Consider the following 20,843-nt stretch of genomic DNA (forward strand, 5'->3'; position numbering starts at 1 on the left):
CTATTAGCCCTCGTTTCCAAGCCGGATTGGAAAGAAGAGCGTCTAGAACGCTGAACGTCGCAGACGCTTTTCTCAGGCATCCGCGACACAGTCGAGGACGAGCATAGTCTAAAGGTTGAAATTCTGAAAGCAGTTAATGATTCATTTCTTCAAATCCAACGGTAACCCTGAAACCATGAAGATAGCTTCTGACGCTTTCTCCGCTACGTATTGATTCGCCCAGCCTTGTAAATCAGTGAACTGGCGACCTAGAGCCGTTTCGGCGTGTAAGCCCATCCCAATTTCATTGGATATGATGATCAGCGTTGCAGGAATTTGTAACAGAGCATCAATCTCAGCTTTGAAAGCAGCTAAGGTTGATTCAAGGTTGCTGTCATGGTCCATGAATAAATTGGTTAACCATAAGGTAACACAATCAATCACCACGACCCGATGAGCCAGGGGCAGTCCGGCAAGATTTTTCTCGGCTTCCAGACTGGTCCATTCAGGACCGCGTTCCTGCTGGTGTCGCTGGACCCGTTCGGCAAATTCCTCATCCCAAATTTTAGCCGTGGCTACGTAAACGGGATTTTCTGACCAAGCCTTAGCCCGCAACTGGGCGTAACGGCTCTTGCCGCTGCGGGCTCCTCCCGAGATATAAAGGATCATTCGGCAGATTTAAAACGTTTGTAAAGGAATAGTTGCCATTTCTCCTCGGCCACTCCCGCCTGATCCATCTCGGCCCGGGCCAGAGTAAAAAACAGATCGGACAAACGATTAATATAGGCTGGAATGGCCTCGTGAACCTCATCCGTTTTAATCAGGGAAACCAGTCGGCGTTCGCCCCGACGCATTTGCGTACGAATCATGTGGCATAGGGCCGACACTTCATTCCCGCCGGGTAACAGAAAGTAATCCGAAGGAGAAGTCATCGCCGCCTCCAGTTCATCAATCCAGTTTTCGCAAAATTCGGCTCCGTCTACGGGCATAGGGTTCTTGTTTTCTTTTTTCGCGTCCGAAGGGCGAGCCAGATGCGACATCATGTCCATCATGTCCTTCTGAATTTTGTGAAGGTTGCTTTGCCAGGCATGTTCATTGCCCAGTTTCACCCGTAACAAACCAATAGTTGAGTTGACTTCATCCAACGTTCCAATGCATTCCATGCGAACATTGTCTTTATCAACCCGGCTGCCGCCAAAGAGTCCCGTCGTGCCTTTATCGCCTTTTTTTGTGTAAATCTTCATTGTCAGTGCGGTATGAATACCGATTGGAAAGTTCCTGTAATAAATCGTGAATAGAAGTAACGAAGGTTTGTTCATCAATAAACCATCCTTCGTCGGTAACTTGAACGGAATGTCTGGCCGATGCCTGAATTTGATACCCTTCGCGTGATAAGGCCCTTCGCGTCCAGAAGTAAGCGGCGGAATTACCCTGTAACTCCAAGGCTGGTCCCGTTGGAGCCGGATACATTTGAAACGTTCCGGTGGTACGGTCAAACGCAAAACCAGAAGCAGCGAACGTTCGCTCGAAGGACCCGTTGAGGACTAAATCTTCGGGAACGCCGTGCTCAAATTCTCCTTTAGCTCCCAAAAGCCATAATTCATCCGCTGCCTGAAGGGCCAGGTCCAGTTCGTGCGTAGAGAGCAAAATAGCTTTCCGGGTTTGTCGGGCCAGTTCGTGTAACAACCGCATCAGTTCCACGCGGCTGGGTAAATCGAGATGAGCCGTGGGTTCATCCAGTAAAATCAAATCCGTGTCCTGAGCCAGAGCACGAGCCAGCATTACTTTTTGACGCTCGCCATCGCTTAACTGAGGTAAGCGTCTGTTTATGAACGACTGAGTGCCCGTTAGTGCCAGAGCCCATTGAACTCGTTCCTGGTCTACTGAAGTTAAGCTTCCGAGCCAGTTGGTATAAGGCGTCCGACCCAGAGCGACCAGTTCACCAACGGTTAAATGACCCGCTTCGACCCGTTCGGTTAAGACCAGACTTAATTTTTTAGCCAGTTCAGTCGGCGGAATATGAGGAAGTCGTTTATCTCCTAGATATACGTCCCCCTCTAAGGCATTTTGTAAGCCCGAAAGGGTTCGCATGAGCGTGGATTTCCCGGCTCCATTGGGCCCGAGTAAACACACGAGTTGCCCTGCCTTGAGCTGAACGGATAAGGGTCCCGCCACCCGATGATTGCCATAACCGATGCTTAAGTGACGGGTATGTAATAACAGGTCTGCACTCATGAGAAAGAAGCTCTGAGGTTATGACGACTAACAATCATCCAAATCACGACCGGAGCCCCAAGCAAAGAAGTAACAACATTGATCGGTAAAACCGACTGGGTGCCGGGTAACTGAGCAATGCTATCGCAAACCAGCATTAAGATACTACCGATTAATCCACTGGCCGGGATGAGAATGCGGTGATTAGAAGTGCCCAGCAACGAGCGAGTTAAGTGTGGTACGGCAATCCCAATAAAGCCGATGGGTCCGCAAAAGGCTGTGATACTTCCCGTCAGAATGCTGGTACTGGCCAGAATGATGGTGCGGGCCCGGCCTACGGTTAAGCCCATACTACGGGCATACGCTTCGCCGAGTAATAAACTATTTAAAGCCTTGGACGAAGCAAAGGCGAGTATTAATCCGAAAATCACCACGGTAGAAAGCACAAGCAGATGATAATCTACCACACCGCCCAGCGAGCCAAACGTCCAGAGCAGGTATTCCTGCAATTGTTCGGGTTGACTGAAATACTGCCAGATGCTAATGATGGAAATCGTGATGGTTCCCACCATCACACCAACAATGAGCAAGACGACATGATCACGTATCCGTCCAGCAATTGACAAGACTAGCAATAACACCATCGCCGAACCCAGCGAGGCCATGAATACAATCAGCCAACTGCCTGAAATCCCTAACTGACGAATGGCATATAAACTCGTTACACTTCCGCTACCTAACATAATAGCTGCCACCCCCAGCCCAGCCCCGGCGGTAATGCCCAGTTCCGAAGGTCCCGCGAGTGGGTTTCGGAATAAGGTTTGCATTTGTAACCCACTTACTGACAGTCCCCAGCCCACCAATACGGCGGTAAGGGCTTTAGGCAAACGAATTTTTTCAATAATGAAAAGCCAGGCCGTTTGTTCAGATTGTTGGGTAAAGAGAATACGGGCCACTTCCCTGGCTGGAATCGATACCGAACCAAGCGTAAGGTTTACTAAGAAACACACCACGCTCAGCAGAATCAGCAGGCTGAATAACAGCGGTCGGGTCATTGCAGTTTTTTGTAGTAATACAGCTCGTAATCGGGTAAAAGCTCCGGGTGCAGAATCTTAATCAGGTCGGATAAAATCAGATGCGGATTAACCGCTCCCGACTCCCAGTAATCATTCGATCCACGAGCATTGGTCCGTTTGCTATAGTTATAGAGTTGACCCGTTTTGAAAGCCTTAAAATCTCCGTAACGGCTATCTTTATCAAGAATGTCTTTCTTCGTATCGCGACCGCTAATGCCGACATTCAACCAGTAATCCGCTTTCAAACCAATGGGATAAACGGCTTCAAAATTGAGAGGTAAGCTTCCCGTTGCCTTGACTTTGTCCCAGTGATAGGTAGTGCCCGCGTCCCGAAAAAACTGAGCCATATAGCTATCTCCGTTCGGAACATACCAGGCATCTTTATAACTCGTACCCGTGATAATGCTGGGCTTGTTTTTTAGGTTTTTAGTCAGGCCCGCCAGGCGTTTGTATTCCTTTTCAACCTCAGCGAATTTCTGATTAACCAATGCTTCTTTATTCAGCAAAGCCGCCATCAGTTTTACCCATTCTGCCCGTCCCAGCGGCGTATTTTCTACCCATTCGGAGTTGATTAACACCGGCACGCCTGCTGCGTTCAGGGTCTGGTACCGATCCATGCGGGCATTAGGTTGCCCTACGGTCATCACCAGATCGGGTTTTAATGCTACCAGAACCTCTTCGTTAAGCGTCTGATCTTTACCGACCTGCGTAATTTTCTTTTCATTAATCCGTTCAATGACTTTGGGTGATGATACGTATTTCAAATCGCCCAGTCCAATTAATACGTCTTCTGCCGAGAGAAAACTCAGCAAACCAATGTGGAGTGAAGACATCCCGACCATGGTTCGGAGGGGAATTTCAATAATCTGCCGATCTGCATACCCTTTGGGCCGGGGCGTACCGCGTTGCAAGAGGATGTAACGAGCGGTATCCGTGGATTTTTCAAAGGGACTGAGAATATCGACTACCTTATAGTTGGGTCGGTATTGAATGCGGAAGCCTCTGGCGTGGCTAAGTTTTACTTTTTCGGGAAAGTAATCCTGTTTAACTGAAATGTCGCCTTGTTCAGAGACGGAAGAAGTAGTACTGCATTGCGTAAAGCCTGCCATGCAGCCCAGGCTAATGAGCAAACCGAAAGCCCACCGGGTCATTGTTTTCCGGCTGGAAAAAATAGAATAATGCATCATGGTTCGTACCAGCTTTTCATCCGAAAGCTGTCGGGGGTTAACCATCAAGGCAGGTCTTCTGACTCATTCCCTCCCAAACTCCTTCCCAAGCTAGGCTCAGTGGATGTGTGTTTGGAAGTTTTGTGTGTAGGGTTTTGAGTTTTGGGTTTTGAGTTAGTCTGGCATTTGGCAGAATCAACACAAAACTCTATACTCAAAACTCATTCAACTCAACTGGAATTTACAGCAGCGGAGACTGTTTCGGGTTTACACCGAATTCCCTTTTAAATACCTTCCTTTATACAGGAGGCATACCTTCATGTATGAATGAAGGGGCAAATCTACGAAGAATTAACGGGCGGGAAAGGCTTCAACGGAAAGAAGTCCTGTCAGAGCAGAGGTGACGAAAGTAACTCGCTCATTTACTGGACCTTTGGATAATTCCAGTAACTCATACCCGCAGGTTTTGTAAACGCTGGCGATGGCCTGATAAAGCTCCTGTGCTTCCTGAAAACTTTGCCAGCGTTCGTCGTCGTTTACGTAAATTTCCAGCCAGGGCGGCGTCATAACTATCTGGTTATGGTACCGATAACGCCGAGCAGCTGTCAGGAAATCTTTGGAGACCGGTAAGCCGCCAACTTTCAGGTAAGCAATGATATCAGGAATGCCGCGATCAAAAAAGGTTAGCTCGGAAGGACTGTTTTCGAAATCCCTAATCATGGCCTCCAGAGCCAGCCGGGCAAAGCCTTCCAGATTTTTCCAGGGAACTAAGTCAGATTGAAGCTCCACTTGCTGGCGAATTAACCGACGGGAAACTTCTGCGGAAGTGGCATACCCCTGTTTCTGCAAAGCGTCAATTAAGGTAGTTTTCCCCGCCCCCGGTCCTCCAGAAATCACAATTCGATGCCTCATTTTTCTAAAACTAAAGGATAGTACATGTCGATAAAATCTTGTGTACCCGTTATTTCAGAGCTATAACCCACATTTAGGGAACAAAGCCATGAACATGTAATATTTTTTTCTCCAGAGCCAGACAGAGCTATTTCACCCTCGCAATCAGGCTGAATTTGCTTCCCGAAAGCAATAGTTAATTGTTCTATTCAAAGGGTTCTTCGTTGGTGCTGGTCTGGGGTAAGCTCGTATTGCTAATCAAATGTTATCCAATTTTTCGATTTCTTTCTTCACTTCTTCCAGCAGTTGCTGCTCGGTAGGTAAATAGAGTTGGTATTTACTGGTAATGATGGTTTTGTTACTTTCAGGCAAAGATATTTTGACCATTGCATCATTTTTATCGGTGCAAAGCAAAATGCCGATGGTGGGGTTTTCAAATTCCTGTTTTTCGTAGCGGTCATAATAATTTACGTACATCTGCAATTGCCCTAAATCCTGGTGCGTGAGTTTTTGAGTCTTTATTTCAATCACTATGAAACATTGCAACAAGCGGTTGTAAAATACCAAATCCACAAAATACTCATCCCCGTCGATATGGATTCTTTTTTGCCGGGCTACAAAAGCAAAGCCATTACCCAGTTCTAAAATAAAATCCTGCAAGTGGGTAATGATAGCCGTTTCCAGGTCTTTTTCGTAATACGATGCTTCTCTTTTAAGCCCTAAAAACTCCAGCACCATTGGGTCTTTAATGATCTCTTTGGCATCGGTGGGTTGTTTTTCATTTCGGGCTACGGCCAAAACGGCCTGTACGTCATTGCTCAACAAAAGTCGCTCAAATAACTGACTGTTGATCTGGCGTTCGAGTTGCCTTGCCGTCCAATTGTTTTTTTCAGCTTCTGCTATATAAAATTCTCTTTTGTCTTGATTATCAATACGAATAAGTAACCTGTAATGAGTCCAACTGAATTGCGAACGCAGTGCGTTCGTAATTGGGAACGTACGGTAAAACTGCCGATTCATCTCTAACTGTCGCACCGAAAATCCGGTCCCAAATTGGGGTTGAAAAGTATCGGATATGGATTTTATCAAAAAGGTCCCGTAAGTAGCCCGGTCTTCGCCCTGCTGCTCTTCCTCAACTATTACTTTTCCAATATGCCAGTACATCAGCACTCGCTCAAAGTCCACACTACGTATGGCTTTTTGCTGGGCATTGGCAATAATGGACTGAATTTGTGATAGGATATTTTTATTCAAATGCATGGGATGGCTTGTTAAAACTTTCGCTTTGGCAATTGGCCAAATTAGTCAAAGTAGCTAAAAAAACAATGGTCGTTTTTATGCAGATTTTATAGGGCATCAATGATTTTCTAGCTTATGGACGAAGAATGAAATAGCACTTTCACCTGCTCCTGGTGATGCTCAAGCATTTTTTTCTGGAAGTTACTGGATGTAATTTGCGGACGAATGAGCTGACGTCGGTTTCATTTCTTGATTGCAAAACATCTTTTAATTCATTATGAAAAAAGTTATTATCTGTCTGGCCAGTGCCTGTTTATTATCAACAGCGGCGATGGCTCAGGATATGAAGTTACCTTCTGCAAGCCCTAAAATCAGCCTGACCCAACAATTTGCTACGTCTAAAATCGAGCTGGAATATTCTCGTCCTTCGATGAGAGGTCGTAAAGTATTCGGTGAAATGATCCCTTACGGTAAAAGCTGGAGAACCGGAGCCAATGCTTTGACGAAAATCACGTTTGGTGAGGACGTTATCTTCGGCGGTCAGAAAGTGGCGGCGGGTGCGTATAGCTTATACACCATTCCCGGAAAAGACAGTTGGACGGTTATTCTGAACAGTGGCCTTCAAAGCAAGGGCGAGCAGTTTTTTGATGCGGCGAAAGACGTAGCAAAAGTTACCGTTAAGCCCGTTGTTTCCAAAGAAAATTACGAAACGTTTACGATTGATTTAAATGACATTACCAGCTCGTCTTTAACGCTGAATATTCGTTGGGAAAATGTAAAAGTCCCCGTGAAGATTGTGGCGGATAACCAGGAGAAAATCATTGTTTACCTGGAAAAGGAACTGAAGGGAAGTAATCCTCCCTACCAGGCCGCAGCGGGTTATTTCAATGAAGTGAATTACAAGCTGGAAGATGCCATCACCTACGCGGACAAAACGCTGGCAGTAAACCCTAACGCCTTCTGGATTCATTCCCTGAAAGCTCAAATCTACTCCAAATTAGGAAAGAAAAAAGAAGCTATTGAATCGGCTCAGAAAGCAGCAACAATGACGAAAGGTACTGATTTTGAGTTTGAATATGCTCATAAATTGGATCAGTTGAAAAAAGGAGCCAAGTAATACTGCTTGCAGCAGAATTGAATACAAATGCAAGGGAGGTTTTCTATCCCATAGAAAGCCTCCCTTGTATTGTTTTTAGTCGGATTTAGTGTGGAAAAGCTCTGCTTTAGGTCTGCTTTTGTCGAGAGCCATTACTTTCAGTATGTATCATCATTTTTTCGTAGAGACGTAATCAAGTCGCGTCTAGCTTTCCATACCATGACTGGTGTCTCACCAACCACGACATAAACAACAACCCCGGAGGGGTTAAACACGGATAACCCCTCCGGGGTTCAATTACGAATAGCCCCGGATGAAATCCGGGGAAGCAATTTCCCCAAGATCAAATAAGGCCGCAAAAAGTCATAAGCTCCTTCGCTTTGCTCGCAAACAGTGGTTGGTGAGACACCAACCACGGCATAAGGATAGGATTCAACGATTCTAAACAGTTTCTTAAATCTGCCTAAAAATTATCTAGGTAAGCCAAAAACATAACGTTTATCTTATTTAAGGTTTAATTGTAAATACTTAGATAACGATGACTAAATGTAAAACCCCTGATTTATATAATATACAGTTTACCAGTATCGTTTAATGAATTGAAGATTCAAATTGTTACTATTTATAAGAAACAATCTAATTCATCTAGTAAGTAATTATGTCTTTATTAATAGCGTAAATTACTTAGTGTATTTTGTTTGCCAGTGAGTTTATTCCATTCAATGGTTGCTTCCTAAGTCTAATTGATTGGGAATAAGAAGGTAAGCTAGCCCATCCAGAGTTCTTACGATCATTCTACATAAAATTGCTTAATTTTAAGGCTATTTTTTCTCGGACTTACTTCGGTCATTGCCGAAAGTCTTCGTTTAGATGATACGGATAAGTAATAAAAAATATCAAATGAGGGGCAGGGAAGGACGCATAACGTTCACGAGCTTACTTGCCTTGGTTATTCTGTTGCTCTTGCCTTTAATAATGCGGGCGGAAGAGCCCCATTCAGGTCGGGTGCTAAATTATTCGCTTAAAGACGGCTTGTCGCTAGGAGTGGTAAACAGTATTCTACAGGATAATCAGGGGCAGATGTGGTTTGCTACCAGCGATGGTCTGAATCGATTCAATGGAACGTCTTTTCAGGTTTTCAGGCATTCTTCTGCTCAGACCAATACGATTGCCGGAAATTACATCAAAAGCATTTTTAAAGATCGTCACGGAACCCTCTGGATTTCTTCGAGGGACGGTTTGAACGAGTTTATTGAAACGGAAGGGCAATTCAGGCGTTACCATCCTCAGCCCGAAGCAGGGGAGAAGAGCAGTGATATTAGTGACATCTCGCAGGCCAAAGACGGGAATCTATGGCTTTCGCTGAATGGATCGGGTTTTGCCTCTTTTCACGTCAACGACCATCGATTTACCTATTATACTCAGAAAACCTTAGCAGGACTTTCGACGAATGCGATCTTAAACGTATTCGAAGATTCGAAAGGGTTACTTTGGCTGGGCACTCGCGAGGGGGGCATTGATTTGTACCAGATTGACGCTCAGCGAAAATTGAAGAAAGCGTACCTTGATTATAGTCAGGTTCCTAAAGCCCGGGTTCACCGAATTTTTGAAGATCATCAGCAGAATATCTGGATTGCTACGGCCAAAGGGCTGGTGTTATTCAAACGCAATGAGTCCCGATTTTATAAACTCAATTTACCCACCGACTCGGGCAGCGAAATTTTTCTCTCTTTCGTAGAAACCCGGCAGCATCAACTTCTGATTGGTGTGCAGGAAGGCGGTTTATACCGAATTGATTTAAGCCAGTCCCGACGGCCCGAAGCGTTGCGGCTGGAACGGGTAAAGGCTTCAAACCAGTCACCTATCACCGGGCGTTCGGTACAGTCGCTTTTCATTGACCGGGATGAAAATGTATGGGTAGGTACTTACGGTGATGGCGTCTATCTAATCGGACATGAGCCTGAAAAATTTGCCCTGCATACCCAGCGAACCAGTCCGGCCAAAGGTGAAAATTTCATGCGTTTTTATGGCATGTGTCAGGACAAGGAGGGGAAACTATGGCTGGGAACAGACGGGGGCGGTATTTTTAAAAGTAACCCCAATGGTGAAATAATTAAACATTACGTGCCTGGAAATCAAGCGAGTGATTTAAAAGATGGGGCGGTGATTGCTGCCCATCGGGATCGGGAAAATAACCTCTGGTTTGGTACGTACTCCAAAGGACTCTTCCAGTATCATCCTCAATCCGATTCTTTTCAGCAATATGCTCATCAGGCTGACAATCCCGGTAGTCTGGAAAAAAACGACGTGCGGGTAATTTATCAGGATCGGCAGAAACAACTCTGGGTGGGCACGAATGGCGGAGGGCTAAGCTTGCTCAACCAGAAAACAGGTCAGTTTCAGCATTTTAAACCTTCTAACAGTAGCATTAATGCCAACGATGTCAGGGCTATTGTGGAAGATGCAAAAGGAAATCTCTGGATTGGAACCTATGGGGGCGGGTTGAATTATCTGGATGTTCAGACGAAGCAATTCAAGGCCTTTTTCAATCAATCCACCGATTCGTATTTTATCTCAAACCGCATCGTCATTTCGCTGGCCTTGGACGCGTCGGGCCGGTTATGGATTGGGACCGAAGGCGATGGGTTACTAGTCTATGACGTGGTCAATCAAAAGATGGATTGGTTCAATGATACCAATGGTCTGCCGAGCAATGTTATTAATTCCATTCAAATAGACGCAGCTCAGGTAGCCTGGGTGAGTACCAACAAAGGCCTTTCCAGTGTTCGGCTGAAAGACCGTAGGATACAGAATTTTGATCAGCAGAATAACCTGCAAAGGGGACAATTTAATCCCGGATCGAGCCTTTATGATGCCCAGAAAGATCTGATGTTTTTTGGAGGAACGGAAGGCTGGAATTCCTTCCAGCCCGGTCGCATTAAACCTTCGGGTTACCATCCCAAAGCCATGATTACGGGACTTCAGGTGTTTGACAAACAGGGTGGAAAAGGGAGCACACCGATGGAGGAATATGCGGGTAAACAATCCATCGTATTAGACCCTTCCCAAGCCGTCTTCACGATTCAGTTTTCTTCACTCAATTACGCCTATCCTGAAAACACGCGTTTCGCTTATCAACTGGAAGGACTGGACAAAGACTGGTATTATACCGATCAGGAACGCTCAGTTACGTACCGTTACTTGCCCGCAGGCAATTATGTTTTCAAGGTTAAAGTAGCCAATCAGGATGGGGTCTGGTTTGAGGATTACGTAAGCCTGCCCATTCAGATTCTGCCGCCTTGGTATCAATCCTGGTGGGCTTATGCGGGCTATGCTTTAGGTTTGGTGATGGTTTTGTACGGGTATCAGCGGTATCGGTTGAAACAGACAAGATTGACCTACGAGGTGCAATTGGCTCAGTTAGAAGCCCGGAAAGAGAAGGAGCTGCACGAAAAAAGACTTTCGTTTTTTACCTACATTTCGCACGAATGCCGAACGCCTTTAACCCTGATTATTAACCCCGTAAAAGAACTTTTGGCCAATCGACCGGAGGGAAAGGAGCAGTCGCACCTCACGCTGATTTACCGCAATGCCCGCCGTCTGCTGAGTATGATGGATCAGTTGTTACTCTTTCAGAAAGTAGAACTGGAAACGGATCAACTGAAACTTTCGTCGGTGAATCTCTACGAAATGGGTAATGAAGTTTTTCAGTGCTTTCTGCATCAGGCCGAGATGCACCAGATCACGTATACCTACACCTGCGAAAATGAAAATCTGGAAATTCCCTGCGACCGTGAGAAACTGGAAATTGCCTTATTTAATCTGATTTCCAATGCTTTAAAATTTACACCAGCGGGGGGCTCTGTCCAGGTAGTGATCCGGGAAAAAGAAAAACAGGTGATCCTAAGCGTAGAAGATTCAGGCATAGGCATTGATCAGCAGTCGGGTGCGGATATTTTTCAGCTTTTTCAACAGCAAAAAACAGAAAACAGAGCCAGCAAAGCCGGGTTTGGGATTGGGTTATACCTGACTAAAAATTACGTTGAAAAACACGGCGGTACGATTACCTATCAGTCGGAGAAAGGCAAGGGGACTTCGTTTTTTATCACACTTCGTAAGAAAGAAGTGGCTCCGCTTAGTCCCGTTTCCCAAAACCAGCCTTCGGTATTTTTGGAAGAACTTTCGGGAGCGGAAAACCTCGAATGGCTTCCAGCTCCGCTCATCCCGGCTAAAGGGATGATTTCTGAACTCGCTCAGGAAAAAGATACGCTAGTACTGGTGGACGATGAAGAAGACATCCGAACGTATTTGCGTCAGTTACTCGAAGATCAGTATCGCATCATTGAATGTGGCAGTGGAGAGGAAGCCCTTGCGGCGGCTCATCAATACCAACCCGATCTGATCATTAGTGATGTAATGATGGCCGGAATGTCCGGTTTGGAATTATGCCATCAGCTTAAATCAGAAGCAAGTTTGAGCCACATTCCTCTGATTCTGTTAACGGCAAGCTCGCGGCAGGAAATTGAACTGCAAAGCATGGAAGAGCGGGCCGATGCTTTCCTGCGAAAGCCTTTCGAGCCTAGTCTATTGTTAGCTCAGATTGCCTCCATTCTGAAAAACCGGAAGGACTTACGAAGTTTCTTTTATAATGAAATCACGCTTCAATCCAGTTCTTTCAAAGTCTCGCCAGAGTATAAAGAATTCCTTCAGGATTGCATCCAGATTGTAGAACGACACGTGATGGATTCGGGCTTTAATACAAAAGTGCTGTCCGCTGAAATTGGCTTGAGTCAGTCCACGTTGTACAATCGAATCAAATCCATTTCCGGAAAATCCATTAATGAATTCATTCGTTTTATCCGCCTGAGAAAAGCGGCTCAATTGCTGCTAAGTACGGATATTACCATTGCCGAAGCGGCCTATCAGGTTGGTATGAATGATGCAAAATATTTCCGGGAACAGTTTCATAAACTTTTCGGGATGAACCCTTCAGAATACGTCAAAAAATACCGAAAAGCCTTCCACGAAAACCAGACACTCGGCCAGCAATTCTTCAAAGGGTAAGGCCTGAAATGGGGGAGTAAATCACCGAAATGGTCAATTTTTTATGGGAAATGACCCTTTTTAATGAATTACCCCCCATCAAATGTGAGATTGTCCCCCTATGGTGCTGTTCAAATAATCCTAGTTTTGTTCGGTTAAATTATAGAACGAATCCCACTCCGTTTTTCTCCATTTCCATGAGATGAAGAAGTACAACCTGTGCTGATCCCAGCCACAGCAGAGAAACTACGGCCTGTTGATTCCTATTTTATCCTAATCATTAGATCTATTTTAAATCCGTTTATGGAAAAACTTTTTCTTGAAAAATGGGTGCTGCCTCAACCCTTCAGAGGCGTGCTGAGTAATCCAGTGAAGCAGTTATTGCTCCTGCTCCTGATCGGCATTAGCTCCGTTCAGAGTTTTGCTCAGACTACTCAGATTCGTGGAGTAATTAGCTCGTCCGACGGGCAGCCTTTACCTGGTGCCACGGTAGTAGTCAAAGGCACTACCCAGGGTACAACAACCGATAATGAGGGTAAGTATACGCTGAATGTACCTGCGAACGCCACTACAATCGTGGTTAGTTATGTAGGATACATCAGTCAGGAAGTGGGGATCGCCAATCGCAGTCAGATTGACGTTTCTCTAACCGCTAATAACGAGACATTGAATGAAGTGGTGGTCGTAGGTTACGGCACGCAGAAAAAAGCAACCTTAACCGGATCGGTTTCGGAAGTAAAAGGAGCGGACATTGTGAAAAGTCCCCAGCCTAACCTTTCGAACTCACTGGCGGGTCGTTTCTCGGGTTTCGTAGCCAACAACCGGGGCGGCGAGCCGGGTTATGACGGATCAAGCTATAAAATTCGTGGTTTTGCCACAACGGGTAACAGCGATGTACTGATCGTGGTGGATGGAATTCCCGGTCAGGTAGGCGGTCTGGATCGTCTGGACCCGAACGATGTCGAAAGTATTTCCATCTTGAAAGATGCTTCGGCGGCGGTTTACGGTTCGCGGGCAGCCAACGGGGTTATTCTGGTAACGACTAAACGCGGAACCACGGGTAAGCCTGTGATTTCCTACAGTTTCAATCAGGGCTTTTCGTCACCTACGCGTTTGCCTAAAATGGCCGATGCCGCGACTTTCGCCACGATTATGAACGAGATTGATTATTATAACAATCCGTCGGGGGGCATGAACCAGTTTTATTCAGCCGAGCAAATTGAAAAATTCCGTAACGGTTCAGATCCGATCAATTACCCCAATACCAACTGGCAAAAGGTGGCTTTGAAGCCTGTTGCTCCCCAAAATCAGCAAAGCCTGTCCATTAATGGCGGTACGGAAAACGTGAAGTATTACGTTTCGCTGGGTACAATTTATCAGGATGCTTTATACCGCAATGGAGCAACGAAGTACAAGCAGTATAACTTCCGTTCAAACATTGACGCGAACGTTACGAAAGATTTCAAAGTAAGTCTGATGCTTTCAGGTCGTCAGGAAGATCGGAAATTCCCCGTTTCTTCGGCGGGCAATACCTTCCGCTCCATTTATCGGGCTTACCCAACGGTGATTGATCAATACCCTAATGGATATTATTCAACGGGTGTGGAAAACAGTAACCCTGCCGTGCTAGGTACAGCTATGGGTGGAACTACGAATAACCCCACGTCGATTTTCAACGGTATTTTACGGGCAAGTTATAACCTCCCCTTCGTAGAAGGACTGTCGCTGGAAGGCTTCTATTCAGCGGACAAATCGTTCAATTTCTCCCGTACGTTCAGCATTCCTTACACGTTGTATAATTACAACAGTACGAGCAATACTTATCAGCCCGTCGTGGCGGGTGGTTCGGCAGGCAAACCTTCCCTGACTCAGTCGCAAACGAACATTACCAACTTAACCCAGCACATTCGTTTGAACTACGTGCGTCAACTGGGCAAACACAATGTAAATGCGTTTGTGGCTTATGAGCAAAACCGCCGCAACGACATTCTGATGGGAGCCAGCCGGATTAACTTCCCCACGGCTTCTACGCCCGAACTTTCGCAGGGGGGTGCTGCCGCTACCGACAAGAATAACTCAGGAAGCAGCGTAAACTTTACCCGTAAGAGTTACATCGGTCGTGTGGCTTATAACTTCGACGAGAAATACCTGGCTGAAGTGCAGGCCCGGGTGGACGGTTCGTCCAATTTCCCCGTAGGAAAGCAGTACGGTTTCTTCCCCTCGGTATCTGCTGGTTACCGGATTTCTCAGGAAGACTGGTTCAGGAACAGCGTAAATTTCATTGACGACTTGAAAATTCGTGCGTCATACGGAACGCTGGGTAATGATAACGTAGCTCAGTTCCAATATTACAACAACTACAGTTTCAATAACCAGTATGTAACGGGTGCCAATATCATCACCACGGGTATTGATTTAACGAAACTGGCGAACCCTCAGATTACCTGGGAGACGGCGAAAAAACTGGATATTGGTATTAACGCAACGTTCCTGAAAAACTTTAGTCTGGAATTCATTTACTTCAATCAGCAGCGTTCGGACATTCTGGCGGCTCGTAATGGTTCTATTCCAGGGGTTACGGGTATCGTAAACCCTTACGGTTCAGATCGATTATTACCTGATCAAAACTTCGGTAGAGTCAATAGCAGCGGGGTTGAGGGTTCGTTAACCTACAGCCACTCGGGTCCCTTCCGTTATAGCATTTCAGGTAATGCCACGTATGCGAAGAGCAAAATCATAAACATGGACGAAGCTCCCGGCTTATTGCCGTATCAACGTCAGACGGGTGGGCCCTTGAATACGGAGTTATTATACCGTTACCTCGGCATTTTCCGTACCCAGGCCGATCTGGATCGTTATCCACACCTATCAGGAGCACAGTTGGGTGATTTAATCATCGAAGATTACAACGGCGATGGAAAAATCACGGCAGATGATCAGGTTCGTACAAAATACGGTAACGTACCTTTATTAACGTTCGGTCTGGTGCTGAACGGCGGCTACAAAGCTTTTGATCTTTCGATGGTATTCTCGGGTCAAACGATGGTTCGTCAGTTCGTCTTACCCGAATCAGGTCAGGTGGGTAACTTCTACAGTAGCTGGGCAAATAACCGCTGGAGCCCCAATAACCCCGACGGCAGCTATCCTCGTGCTGATTCCCGGGCTTCTTCTTCGATCAACGGGGGCTTGTATCCCAGCACGTTCTGGTTCAACGATGCATCGTTCGTTCGTTTGAAAAACGTTGAGTTAGGGTATACGCTTCCGCAGGACGTATTGTCTAAAATCAAAATTTCATCGCTCCGCGTGTACGCTAGTGCCTTTAACCTCTTCACGATCACGAAAGTGAAGGATTATGATCCCGAGGGAGATAACCGTAGCGGACAATTCTATCCTCAACAGCGAATCGTGAATCTGGGTGTTAACATTAAGTTCTAATTGAGATTGATCATGAAAAATATAAAATCAACCAAACTGTTAGCGGCATTACTGGCTCTGGGGTCGATGGTAAGCTCGTGTAAGCAGGATTTTCTAAGTATCGTTCCTACGGATCGGGTTTCGGATGCGGCTATTCTATCGGATTCTGTGCTTTTTGAGGCCTATGTGGTGAATCGTTACATGGGGGTTCGCCTGACTGATAAGGAAGCCGAAGGAACGCCTCCGGGTTTTGGTCGAGGGTTCGAGTACGCCATGTGGTCGTCGCTGACGGATGAATCCATCTATAATAACGATGATAATACCTGGCTCATTCAGCGGGGACAAATCGCTCCTGAAAACACGGGTATCGCCGGAACGTTCTGGAGCCGGAGTTACCGCAGTATTCGGGAAATTAACTACGCCCTGGCGAACATTGAGCAGTTACCGATGTCGGCAGCTCGTAAACGTCAGATCAAAGCCGAACTTCGTTTCATCCGGGCTTTCCGCTATCATGATCTGATTCGTAACTATGGTAAGGCCGTACTGGTAGGCGATAAAGTTTTCCAGATTAGCGATGACCTAACCAGTCAGGAGCTGTTCAATCGTTCTTCCATTAAAGCAGGTATTGATTATGCCGTAGCCGAGCTGGATGCTGCTGCCGCTGACTTACCCTTGTCGAATGACGGAAGCTGGGCTTTAGGTCGGGCTACCAAAGGTGCCGCTCTGGCCCTCAAGTCACGATTACTTTTATACGGAGCCAGTCCCTTGTATGAAAATGCCGCCACCTGGGCTTCGGCTGCTTCGGCTGCCAAAGCGGTAATGGACTTAGGCAAGTATAGTTTATACACCGGAGGCTACGGTAACCTGTTTTTAACGAACGATAACTCGGAGATTATTTTCAGCCGGGTATACGCTCAGGGAGCCCGCCACGTGTGTCTGGAAATTTCGAATGGTCCGAATAGTTACAATGCCTGGGGTGGTAACGTGCCTTTGCAAAACCTGGTGGATGACTATGAAATGATGGACGGAACCCGTATTACGGATGCCAATACGAGCTATAATCCTAGCCGTCCGTATGCCAACCGCGATCCTCGTTTTTATGCGACGATTCTCTATAACGACGCTCCTTACCGCAACAGCACGGTTCAGACGTTCACCCCTGGCGGAAAAGACAGCAAGGATGGCCCATCCAACTGGAATACGTCTAAGACGGGTTATTACCTGAAGAAATTCATGAATGATAACCTGCCAATTGATAACCCCTGGGACGTTGCCGGAACGCAGACCTGGATTTACTTCCGTTATGCCGAAATCCTGCTTAATTACGCCGAAGCACAAAACGAAGCCAGCGGCCCGGATGCCTCGGTTTACGCAGCCGTTAATGCCGTCCGTCAGCGGACGGGCGTAGGCATGCCTGCTTTACCAACGGGGCTGACGCAGGCTCAGATGCGGGAGCGAATTCGCAATGAACGCCGGATCGAATTAGCTTTCGAAGAGCATCGTTTCTATGACGTTCGTCGCTGGAAGACGGCTTCAACCGTAGAGAATGTTCCTGCTTACGGCATTGACATCAATAAGAGCGGTACGAATTATACCTACAGTAAGAAAGTAGCCTTAACCGGTCGTGCTTTTACCGACAAACAATACTGGTTACCCATTCCACGGGCTGAAATTCAGGCTTCCAATAACAAACTGGAGCAAAATCCCGGGTATTAATCTTTCTTTGTCCCGGTGGAGGTAACTTCACCGGGATTTTTTCATCAAACCTTTCTTCTCATCCCCTCATGAAACGTATTGTTATACCCATCCTCGGATTATTTTTAAGCGGTAACGTCGCTTTTGCTCAGCAGGAAAAGTCTATTCGCATCCAGATTGATCCCAACCAGCGTTATCAGGTGGTGGAGCACTTCGGAGCTTCGGATGCCTGGTCTGGACAATTCATAGGGAACTGGCCTGCGACTCAGAAAGAAGCCATTGCTGATTTACTTTTTTCAACGGAAACTACGGCTACGGGTCAACCTAAGGGCATTGGTCTTTCGCTCTGGCGATTCAACATCGGAGCCGGAACTGCCGAGCAGGGAAAAGAAAGCGGTATCCGGGACGAATGGCGTAGGGCCGAAGGCTTCTTACAGGATGATGGAAGCTACAACTGGAACAAACAACAGGGGCAACTCTGGTTGCTGGAAGCGGCTAAGAAACGCGGCGTTCAGTCCTTTCTGGCTTTTACCAACAGTCCGCCGGTTCAGTTAACCAAAAATCATAAGGGCTTTGCTACCAACAAGCAGCCTAATTTAGATTCTGCCAACTTCGATAAGTTCGCCGATTTTCTAGCCGAAACCATCAAAGGAGTGAAAAAGAAAACGGGGGTTCTTTTTCAGTACGTAAGTCCCGTGAATGAACCCCAGTGGGACTGGAGCGACGGAGGACAGGAAGGAACACCTTTCTTTAATACGGATATTGCAGGCATTACCCGATCATTAAGTAAGGCTTTGCTTAAGGCCAAACTGCCTACAAAAATCTCCATCGCTGAGGCCGGACAGATTGATTACCTGTATTCGGAGCATAACCGAAAAGGACGCCAGAACCAGATCGCGGATTTTTTTACGAAAGGCTCAGCCAATTACGTGGGTAACCTGCCGAATCTGGTTCCTGCCATTTCAGGGCACAGTTACTTCACAACTTCGCCTTATGCTAAGGCTGTCGAGAAAAGAAAACAGTTGGCTGCGGCACTTAAACCCGGCGTGGGTTACTGGATGTCAGAGTATTGTATTCTGGGGGATAACGAAGGAGAACTCAATGCCCAGGGCCGTGATTTAGGAATCACTCCGGCTTTATACATCGCCAAAGTGATCCATAATGATCTGGTAAACGCTCAGGCCTCGGCCTGGCACTGGTGGTTGGCATTAAGCTGTTACGATTACAAAGATGGATTAGTCTACGTGGATCGGAATGAGAAAGAAGGTAAGTATTACGACTCCAAAATGCTTTGGGCATTAGGTCAATACAGCCGGTTCATCCGTCCTCAGGCCACTCGAATCAAAGCATCGACGGAAACGAGTCAGGAAGAGGTGCTGGTTTCGGCTTATAAAAACAAGAATGGTAAAGTCGTTCTGGTGGTCATTAATCCTTCCAGCGAAGCATTTAAACTACAGCTTGATAAGCCTGCCTCACTGAAGTTTTCGAAAAGTTATACTACTTCTCCATCGCAGGATATGGCTGTGGCGAAGGTTTCCTCGTCGGACTTGTCTATCGCTCCCCAAAGTATAGTTACTTTAGTGACTGAGTAAAAAGTGAATGCGTAAAAAAGGCTCGGAATTTCAAAATCCCGAGCCTTTTTCTTTATACATCAATCGCATCGTAAACCACTACTTTGTCCCATAGGGCACTGCAATCTTTGATGAATTGCTGGTGAATGGGGTGCGTCTGGTAGCTGGCCTGATCTTTCTCGTTTTCAAAAAACATAAGTTCAGAAACCGCCCAGCTTTGGTCTACTACATCGCGTTTTTCCGTATTTGCCACGATTCCAATGCGTAATTCCTTAATCGCTTCAATCTTTCTCAAGGTTTTCAAACCCGCAATGATCTTATCACGATCAGCGACGGAACCTGGGTTTTTAAGCCAGAAAAAAACGTGGTGAACGAGGGGATATTTGGCTTTCTCCGTATGAACGGGGGCGGCCATCGTTGCGGCAGTTCCAGCGGCCAAGGTAAGAGAACTAGCAAGAAAGGTACGACGCGTGTTTTTCATCAAATGGAGAATTAGAGTAAATGAAACCGAAATTCAGAATGGAAATGACGGTGTCAACAAAGATTGAATCATTACTAATCATGGCTTCCCGAATAAGCTATTCAGAAAAAGCTATTCAATAGAATGAGCAATCTATTCATTAAAAGGGGAAAATCCACTTACATGAAGAGGTTTTCGCAAGCACCAAGTCTTCTGGTCAACCGCTCAGCTAGAGCGGGCTAGGTTTGGTTCACGAAGCCAGATGGGTTTTAAAAACAAGCAACTAGTTTACGGCCCGCTTACCAACCCATGCATTTGAAGACACCAAGGATGTTATCTGCGGTCTGCTGAGGGATGACAGATACGAATGACTCATGCTCCGAATAAAGCCGGTATTGCGTTAGTCTTTTCGTTAAAAAAGCGACCAGGATGGGTTGATTTTCTCGTTCCGATAAGTCATAGGATACGTTTCCTTTACAATCCATCTTATCCATCATTTTAAGCGAATACTGACTCCCTCCTTCAAAAACGAAATAGGCTTTATCCGTTGATTTGATGCAACCATGAGCAGCTAACTTCAAATACCATATGTATTCGTTTTTATTCTTCCTGATCGTAAGATAAATGGGGTTCTGATCCTGATCAAAGATTTGAAAGTCAGCTAGTTTAATATATCCGCTGGCAACGGTTCTGACAAACTCATTACAAAAATTTTTAGGCACGGGGGAAGCGGAAGCAGATACTTGTGCAGAAGCGTTTCCAAATGCCCAAAGAAGGCACAAGGACAGTACTAATTTTTTCATTAGAAGTGGCGGCAAATACTTAGTGGGTTACAAAAATAAATAGTGACTTTAATATTCAAGACCTTAAAGTCACTATTTATCCGTTAAAAAAAGACGGCTTAGACGTATTTATAGATTATTTATTTTGCTAGTTCATCAATAGTTAAAAAATTAATATATTTTTTTATTCATATTGAAATGATTGTAAAAATATACA

The 20,843-nt window shown here is 45.9% G+C and carries 14 protein-coding genes and 1 riboswitch; of the genes, 5 read left to right on the top strand and 9 right to left on the bottom strand.

From position 1 onward, the window contains the following. Positions 1–141 precede the first annotated feature (141 nt). From QE357_RS24185 to QE357_RS24215, 7 genes are all read right to left on the bottom strand, one after another. Positions 142–648, bottom strand: coding sequence for a bifunctional adenosylcobinamide kinase/adenosylcobinamide-phosphate guanylyltransferase (locus QE357_RS24185; RefSeq protein ID WP_309713651.1), 507 nt, complete (start codon positions 646–648; stop codon positions 142–144). Further along, on the bottom strand, positions 645–1,223 hold the full coding sequence (locus tag QE357_RS24190) for a cob(I)yrinic acid a,c-diamide adenosyltransferase (RefSeq protein WP_309713654.1): 579 nt from the start codon (positions 1,221–1,223) through the stop codon (positions 645–647). The genes QE357_RS24185 and QE357_RS24190 overlap by 4 nt, the downstream gene beginning before the upstream one ends. Further along, positions 1,195–2,214, bottom strand: coding sequence for an ABC transporter ATP-binding protein (locus tag QE357_RS24195; protein WP_309713657.1), 1,020 nt, complete (start codon positions 2,212–2,214; stop codon positions 1,195–1,197). Before QE357_RS24195 ends, QE357_RS24190 begins: the two co-directional genes overlap by 29 nt. After that, on the bottom strand, positions 2,211–3,248 hold the full coding sequence (locus QE357_RS24200; protein ID WP_309713660.1) for an iron ABC transporter permease: 1,038 nt from the start codon (positions 3,246–3,248) through the stop codon (positions 2,211–2,213). Before QE357_RS24200 ends, QE357_RS24195 begins: the two co-directional genes overlap by 4 nt. After that, entirely contained in the window at positions 3,245–4,501 is a 1,257-nt protein-coding gene (locus tag QE357_RS24205) for an ABC transporter substrate-binding protein (protein ID WP_309713663.1), read from the bottom strand. The genes QE357_RS24200 and QE357_RS24205 overlap by 4 nt, the downstream gene beginning before the upstream one ends. Then, positions 4,487–4,769, bottom strand: a riboswitch (cobalamin riboswitch). It overlaps the preceding gene by 15 nt. Positions 4,770–4,786: 17 nt before the next feature. After that, positions 4,787–5,347 carry an AAA family ATPase gene (locus QE357_RS24210; protein WP_309713666.1) on the bottom strand — a complete coding sequence of 187 codons (561 nt, stop codon included), beginning with the start codon at positions 5,345–5,347 and terminating at the stop codon, positions 4,787–4,789. A 237-nt stretch (positions 5,348–5,584) separates the two neighbouring features. Beyond that, the gene (locus QE357_RS24215; protein ID WP_309713669.1) at positions 5,585–6,586 is read right to left on the bottom strand and encodes a PDDEXK nuclease domain-containing protein; all 1,002 of its coding nucleotides are present in this window, start codon (positions 6,584–6,586) and stop codon (positions 5,585–5,587) included. A 256-nt stretch (positions 6,587–6,842) separates the two neighbouring features. Here QE357_RS24215 and QE357_RS24220 point away from each other — a divergent pair, with 256 nt between their 5' ends. From QE357_RS24220 to QE357_RS24240, 5 genes are all read left to right on the top strand, one after another. After that, a complete protein-coding gene (locus tag QE357_RS24220) occupies positions 6,843–7,682 on the top strand; it encodes a DUF2911 domain-containing protein (protein ID WP_309713673.1) in 840 nt (279 codons plus the stop codon). 879 nt (positions 7,683–8,561) lie between these two features. Further along, positions 8,562–12,725 carry a two-component regulator propeller domain-containing protein gene (locus QE357_RS24225; protein ID WP_309713676.1) on the top strand — a complete coding sequence of 1,388 codons (4,164 nt, stop codon included), beginning with the start codon at positions 8,562–8,564 and terminating at the stop codon, positions 12,723–12,725. Positions 12,726–13,007: 282 nt separating this feature from the next. Further along, positions 13,008–16,139 carry a TonB-dependent receptor gene (locus QE357_RS24230; protein WP_309713680.1) on the top strand — a complete coding sequence of 1,044 codons (3,132 nt, stop codon included), beginning with the start codon at positions 13,008–13,010 and terminating at the stop codon, positions 16,137–16,139. Positions 16,140–16,151: 12 nt separating this feature from the next. Continuing rightward, a complete protein-coding gene (locus QE357_RS24235; protein ID WP_307144193.1) occupies positions 16,152–17,834 on the top strand; it encodes a RagB/SusD family nutrient uptake outer membrane protein in 1,683 nt (560 codons plus the stop codon). A gap of 68 nt (positions 17,835–17,902) precedes the next feature. Further along, the gene (locus tag QE357_RS24240) at positions 17,903–19,405 is read left to right on the top strand and encodes a glycoside hydrolase family 30 protein (protein ID WP_309713684.1); all 1,503 of its coding nucleotides are present in this window, start codon (positions 17,903–17,905) and stop codon (positions 19,403–19,405) included. 52 nt (positions 19,406–19,457) lie between these two features. Here the strand turns inward: QE357_RS24240 and QE357_RS24245 are convergent, their stop codons facing one another. Both QE357_RS24245 and QE357_RS24250 read right to left on the bottom strand, forming a co-directional pair. Beyond that, positions 19,458–19,865: a Dabb family protein gene (locus tag QE357_RS24245; RefSeq protein ID WP_309713687.1), complete on the bottom strand. Its 408-nt coding sequence runs from the start codon at positions 19,863–19,865 to the stop codon at positions 19,458–19,460. 278 nt (positions 19,866–20,143) lie between these two features. Then, positions 20,144–20,647 carry a hypothetical protein gene (locus QE357_RS24250; protein WP_106636028.1) on the bottom strand — a complete coding sequence of 168 codons (504 nt, stop codon included), beginning with the start codon at positions 20,645–20,647 and terminating at the stop codon, positions 20,144–20,146. Positions 20,648–20,843: the final 196 nt, after the last annotated feature.

Origin of the sequence: Siphonobacter sp. SORGH_AS_0500, assembly GCF_031453245.1 — a bacterium.
In the GTDB taxonomy this organism is placed as follows: Bacteria; Bacteroidota; Bacteroidia; order Cytophagales; family Spirosomataceae; genus Siphonobacter.

What these genes read in the sequence shown, in the direction of transcription:
- QE357_RS24250 (WP_106636028.1), bottom strand. Translation starts at nt 20,647, where the DNA reads ATGAAAAAATTAGTACTGTCCTTGTGCCTTCTTTGGGCATTTGGAAAC.
- QE357_RS24200 (WP_309713660.1), bottom strand. Translation starts at nt 3,248, where the DNA reads ATGACCCGACCGCTGTTATTCAGCCTGCTGATTCTGCTGAGCGTGGTG.
- QE357_RS24190 (WP_309713654.1), bottom strand. Translation starts at nt 1,223, where the DNA reads ATGAAGATTTACACAAAAAAAGGCGATAAAGGCACGACGGGACTCTTT.
- QE357_RS24220 (WP_309713673.1), top strand. Translation starts at nt 6,843, where the DNA reads ATGAAAAAAGTTATTATCTGTCTGGCCAGTGCCTGTTTATTATCAACA.
- QE357_RS24230 (WP_309713680.1), top strand. Translation starts at nt 13,008, where the DNA reads ATGGAAAAACTTTTTCTTGAAAAATGGGTGCTGCCTCAACCCTTCAGA.
- QE357_RS24215 (WP_309713669.1), bottom strand. Translation starts at nt 6,586, where the DNA reads ATGCATTTGAATAAAAATATCCTATCACAAATTCAGTCCATTATTGCC.
- QE357_RS24185 (WP_309713651.1), bottom strand. Translation starts at nt 648, where the DNA reads ATGATCCTTTATATCTCGGGAGGAGCCCGCAGCGGCAAGAGCCGTTAC.
- QE357_RS24240 (WP_309713684.1), top strand. Translation starts at nt 17,903, where the DNA reads ATGAAACGTATTGTTATACCCATCCTCGGATTATTTTTAAGCGGTAAC.
- QE357_RS24225 (WP_309713676.1), top strand. Translation starts at nt 8,562, where the DNA reads ATGAGGGGCAGGGAAGGACGCATAACGTTCACGAGCTTACTTGCCTTG.
- QE357_RS24235 (WP_307144193.1), top strand. Translation starts at nt 16,152, where the DNA reads ATGAAAAATATAAAATCAACCAAACTGTTAGCGGCATTACTGGCTCTG.
- QE357_RS24205 (WP_309713663.1), bottom strand. Translation starts at nt 4,501, where the DNA reads ATGGTTAACCCCCGACAGCTTTCGGATGAAAAGCTGGTACGAACCATG.
- QE357_RS24245 (WP_309713687.1), bottom strand. Translation starts at nt 19,865, where the DNA reads ATGAAAAACACGCGTCGTACCTTTCTTGCTAGTTCTCTTACCTTGGCC.
- QE357_RS24210 (WP_309713666.1), bottom strand. Translation starts at nt 5,347, where the DNA reads ATGAGGCATCGAATTGTGATTTCTGGAGGACCGGGGGCGGGGAAAACT.
- QE357_RS24195 (WP_309713657.1), bottom strand. Translation starts at nt 2,214, where the DNA reads ATGAGTGCAGACCTGTTATTACATACCCGTCACTTAAGCATCGGTTAT.